Annotated in this window: 4 protein-coding genes; 3 read left to right on the forward strand and 1 reads right to left on the reverse strand. The window is 66.2% G+C overall.

All coding sequences use genetic code 11. The annotated features are described in order from the left end of the window. Positions 1-415 (reverse strand): thiamine pyrophosphate-binding protein (locus LPZ50_RS23520; RefSeq protein WP_268903602.1); only part of this gene is annotated, 415 nt, incomplete at its 3' end. 373 nt (positions 416-788) lie between these two features. Here LPZ50_RS23520 and LPZ50_RS23525 point away from each other — a divergent pair. The 3 genes from LPZ50_RS23525 to LPZ50_RS23535 all read left to right on the forward strand — a co-directional run. Beyond that, positions 789-1799, forward strand: a complete 1011-nt coding sequence (locus LPZ50_RS23525) for a Bug family tripartite tricarboxylate transporter substrate binding protein (protein WP_230665280.1) — start codon at positions 789-791, stop codon at positions 1797-1799. A gap of 15 nt (positions 1800-1814) precedes the next feature. Continuing rightward, positions 1815-2495 carry a 3-oxoacid CoA-transferase subunit A gene (locus tag LPZ50_RS23530; protein ID WP_230665281.1) on the forward strand — a complete coding sequence of 227 codons (681 nt, stop codon included), beginning with the start codon at positions 1815-1817 and terminating at the stop codon, positions 2493-2495. A 6-nt stretch (positions 2496-2501) separates the two neighbouring features. Beyond that, positions 2502-3123: 3-oxoacid CoA-transferase subunit B (locus LPZ50_RS23535; protein ID WP_230665282.1), on the forward strand; the 622-nt coding region annotated here is incomplete at its 3' end.

Genomic DNA, 3123 nt, shown 5'->3' on the forward strand with positions numbered 1-3123 from the left:
GAATGGCCACCAGCCCGGCGGCGGTCAGCGTGCGGCGCACCCAGTGCGACATGGGCGCGGCCACGGCCTCTACATCACTGGTCAGGGGCGCATCGTATTGCACATGATAGGTGGCGTGGTCGCCCACTACGTTCACCATGGGCGTGCGCGCCCGCTTGGCGTTGTGCAGATTGGCCAGGCCATTGCCCAGGCCCGGCCCCAGGTGCAGCAGGGTAGCCGCGGGCTTGTCGGCCATGCGCGCGTAGCCATCGGCGGCGCCGGTGACCACGCCTTCGAACAGTCCCAGCACGCAACGCATGCGAGGCTTGCGATCCAGCGCCGCCACGAAGTGCATTTCGGACGTGCCCGGGTTGGCGAAGCAGACGTCCACATCGTTGGCAAGCAGGGTATCGCAAAGGCTGTCGGCGCCGTTCATGGTATTTCCGTAGAGCAAGGTTGCAAAAAGCGCGGCCGGCCGGCCGCGCGTCGGGGGGTAGAGGCATGATAGGAAGTGAAACCCCCAAGGCATAGGTCCACTCCAGGCGCAAAGGATAGAACCATTGCCCGGCCGCGCCAAGCCGGCGGCCCGGCTTCCAATCCGCCAGCCGCGCTCGACCGCATAGCGACTCTTCCAGTAAAGTTCAATCACCGAACACAAAAACCTGGGCCGGCCTCGAAGGAAACAGGCATATCGCGCATACTTTTTTGCGCGACACCGTTCGCTGAACAAGACCAACCAGCAGATTCCGCGGCACCGCGCGGCTTAGCGCGGCCCAACGCGGATCCTGTCCAACAGGCGGAGACAAAACATGACCCTAGCCCTTCCCCGCGCGCGTGCCCGGCTGTCCCGGCGCACCGCCCTGATCGCCCTGATGTCGACAGCCCTGGCGGGCGGCGCCCTGTCCGGAGCCCCTGTACAGGCCGCCGACAACTGGCCGTCCAAGCCGATCAAGGTGATCGTGCCCTACACCCCGGGCGGCGCCACCGACACGGTGACCCGCATCGTGATGGACAAGCTGTCGGCCCGCCTGGGCCAGAACATCATCATTGAGAACAAGCCCGGCGCCAACAGCACGCTGGGTTCGGCCATCGCGGCCAAGGCCGAACCCGATGGCTATACCTTTCTTTCGATGCTGCCGGCCTACGTCATCAACACCCACCTGTACAAACTGTCGTACTCGCCGTCGCAGCTGGAACCGGTAGTGCACATGGCCGACCTGCCGCTGTTCTTGTTCGTGGCCAAAGACCTGCCCGTGAACTCCATGGCAGAGCTGGTCGAATATGGCCGCAAGCATCCCGACACGCTGACCTACGCGTCCAGCGGCACGGGTTCCAGCGCCCACCTGACGGGCGCCGATTTCGCGCTGCAGGCCAAGCTGAAGATGACGCACGTAGCCTACAAGGGCAGCGCGCCCATCCTGACCGACCTGCTGGCTGGCCGCGTGTCGATGGTGTACGACCCGGTGCTGGTGCCCATGCAGTACGTCAAGCAGGACAAGCTGAAAGTGCTGGCCTTCACGGGCAAGAAGCGCTGGCCCAACGAACCCGACGTTCCCACCATGGAAGAAGCCGGCTTCCCCGGCTTTGTCACGGGCTCGTGGGCCGGCCTGCTGGCGCCCACCGGCACGCCCAAGCCGGTGATCGAACGCATGGCCAAGGAAATCAGCGAGATCGTGCATGAACCCGACGTCACCAAGAAGTTCATGGACGCCGGGTTCCTGCCCACCGGCAGCACGCCGGCGGAATTCGCCGAGCTGATGCGCAAGGATTCCGAACGCTATGCCAAGATCATCAAGGAAGCCAACATTACCGTGAACTGATCCGGGACACGCGCCATGATCGACAAGTTCGTTCCTTCGGTCACCGAAGCCATTGCCGGCATCCATGACGGCGCCACCTTGCTGGTGGGAGGCTTCGGCGGCGCCGGCATGCCCACCGACCTGCTGCACGCCCTGATCGACCAGGGCGCGCGCGGGCTCACCGTGGTCAACAACAACGCGGGCAATCACGAAACCGGCTTGGCCGCGCTGATCAAGGCCGGCCGGGTGCGCAAGATGATCTGCTCGTTTCCCAAGGCTTCGCATTCCTGGGTGTTCGACGACCTGTACCGCCGCGGCCTGATCGAGCTGGAATGCGTGCCGCAGGGCACCATTGCCGAACGGCTGCGCGCCGCGGGCGCCGGGCTTGGCGGGTTCTACACGCCCACCGGCTACGGCACCGAACTGGCGGCCGGCAAGGAAACCCGTGAAATCGACGGCCGCCACTACGTCTTCGAAACCCCCCTGCACGGGGACTTCGCCCTGGTGCAGGCCGACCGCGCCGACCGCTGGGGCAACCTGACCTACGACATGAGCGCGCGCAACTTCGGCCCCGTGATGTGCATGGCCGCCGCCACCACCATCGTGCAAGTGCGCGAGCGTGTCGAACTGGGCGAACTGCACCCGGAAGCCGTGGTCACCCCCGGCATTTTCGTGCACCGCGTGGCCGTGGTGCCCAACCCCAGCTTCTCCAGCTGAGCCGCCATGAGCGCAGACCCCACCTTCCAGCCCTGGACGCGCGAGCAACTGGCCCGGCGCGTGGCGCACGACATCCCCGACGGCAGCTACGTGAACCTGGGCATCGGCATGCCGGTGCTGGTCGCGGCGCACCTGCCCGCCGACCGCGAGATCGTGCTGCACAGCGAGAACGGCATCCTGGGCATGGGCCCGCCGCCCGCGCCCGGACAGGCCAACCACAACCTCATCAACGCCGGCAAGCAACCCGTTACGCTGCTGACCGGCGGATCGTTTTTCCACCATGCCGATTCCTTCGCCATGATGCGCGGCGGGCACCTGGACATATGCGTGATGGGCGGCATGCAGGTATCGGCCGAGGGCGACCTGGCCAACTGGTCGCTGGGCCGCCCCGGCCAGCCCCCCGCGGTGGGCGGCGCCATGGACCTGGCGGTGGGCGCGCGCCGCGTGTACATCATGATGGAACACAATGCCAAGGACGGCTCTCCCAAGATCGTGCAGCACTGCACCCTGCCCCTGACCGGCGCCGGCGTGGTCAGCCGCGTGTACACCGACCAGGCGCTGGACATTCAGCACGCAAACCCGGCTGCCTTGCTGGGTGATGACCCCTTCATCGACCAGGTGGCGGATG

Origin of the sequence: Bordetella petrii, from assembly GCF_020991325.1 — a bacterium.
Taxonomy (GTDB): domain Bacteria; phylum Pseudomonadota; class Gammaproteobacteria; order Burkholderiales; family Burkholderiaceae_B; genus Bordetella_A; species Bordetella_A petrii_E.